General features: G+C 43.8%; 1 protein-coding gene. It reads right to left on the bottom strand.

The window, feature by feature from the left end; translation table 11 throughout:
- Positions 1-270 precede the first annotated feature (270 nt).
- Complete coding sequence (locus FGQ85_RS18115; protein ID WP_087168570.1) at positions 271-1,560, bottom strand: IS30 family transposase; 1,290 nt, start codon at positions 1,558-1,560, stop codon at positions 271-273.
- Positions 1,561-1,709: the final 149 nt, after the last annotated feature.

A 1,709-nucleotide genomic window follows, 5' to 3' on the forward strand; every position in this document is an offset into this window, starting at 1 on the left:
GGTTAATTGAAATCCTTACTGCAACATTGAAGTTGTAACTGCACATTGAAAACTTTATGAAGTTGTAACTGCATAATATCATGAGTAATTGCAACAGTTTTAAGCTGTTTTTCTGGCTTTGGATTGCCTTTTTTCGATTTTCCTTGTAAAATTTCTTAAAGGAAGACATGACAAAACACAGACTGCATTTTTTACTTTTCGCAGAAGTTGTAAATGCACCCTGTTTGTGTTACCTTTTTTACCGTGTCCTGTCTTCTCTAAAATTCCGGTTTACTTCTTAAACAAAGCCGGTGTAAGGGTTATGGAATCGGATGGGATCTTTTCAAGGCCCAGGAGGTTCGCAGTCTCCTGGCCGTAGATCTTGATAAAAAGATCTATAGGAGCCTGTCCGTTCCACTTTTTTCGCGGATAGGAATTGATGTGGTTCATCATTTCCCTGATCTCTTCTTCCGTATATTCATCCTTTGCATGATTTTTAGGTATGATATAACGGATCAATTCATGGTTCCGTTCACAGTTGCTCTTCTGATTTGTATTCATCGGGTCACAATAGAATACGCGGCACTGGATCTCTCCGGTCTCCATATCTGCTTCGATTTTTTCAGGATCGCTGAATTCGCTTCCCCGATCGGTAATAATAACCTGAAAAAGCATCCGGAACTTCTCATCTCCAAGTGCTTCCCTCAGCCGGCAGAATATTTCTGTTACTGATCCCGCTGTGTTGCGCTCTCTTAGGAACATGAGCTGTACGTCACAGTTGGTAAACAAGATTGTCAGCAGTGTCTGGCCGCCTTTGTGTATAACCACACTGTCCATCTGGCTGACTATGGCATCTGGATTCTGGCGCATATATTCTTCGCATTCTTCATAGCTGCGTCCGATATGGCATTTTCGATCTACCCTGAGAACCGGACCGCTCTTTTTACGTTCCGGCCTGCGTAGTTTCCTTCTCAGGTCTATATTTCTGGCATCCAGAAGACCTGCGTCAATATAGGAATAGATTGTCCGGTCCGATACTGGCAGCTCATCTCTGTAATGTTCACAGATAACAGGAAGTGACTGTCCTTTTTTTAGCAGCGGTGTAATCGTATCATTGATCCGATTTAATTCCTGCTCTGTGAGGGAGATTCCTTTCCGGGACTCCGAGAGCATCTGTTCATACTGCTGCTGAGCATACTTGGCATCATAGAGCATCCTGCGCAGACGGCAGCGAAGCCGGTGGTCACAGGCATTACATACAAACGGTGACTTTTCATAGTCTGTACAGAATTCTTCCTGATAATCAGGGCATCCTTCCTGGCATCGTCCACATGCTGTCTGGCACTGTTTCTTTCCACGAAAACAGCCTGAACGACAGTTCGGGATTCTGGTACAGGTACGATGATGGGCACAGTTGTTACCTTTGGAAGTGGAGACCAGTCTCCTGTGTGCTTTGATCTCTCTGCCAACAGTAGACCGATCCTTTCCAATGTTTTTGGCGATCTGTGCGATCTTCAATCCCTGCTGCAGACCTGCCTGGATAGTAAGCCTGTCATCATATGTAAGGTGTTTATTACTCATGGTTACCTCCAATCCGAAGACAGGACAAGGATAGTATACTGGAAAAAAGGCAAAAAGAAACCATGAAGTTACAACTGCAACTTCATGGCCCATATGCCTTGTAATTCTAACTGCAACAACCTATGTTGCAATTAATTTTTCAATTAACC

Origin of the sequence: Pseudoflavonifractor sp. BSD2780061688st1 E11 (assembly GCF_005844125.1) — a bacterium.
Taxonomy (GTDB): domain Bacteria; phylum Bacillota; class Clostridia; order Lachnospirales; family Lachnospiraceae; genus Sellimonas; species Sellimonas catena.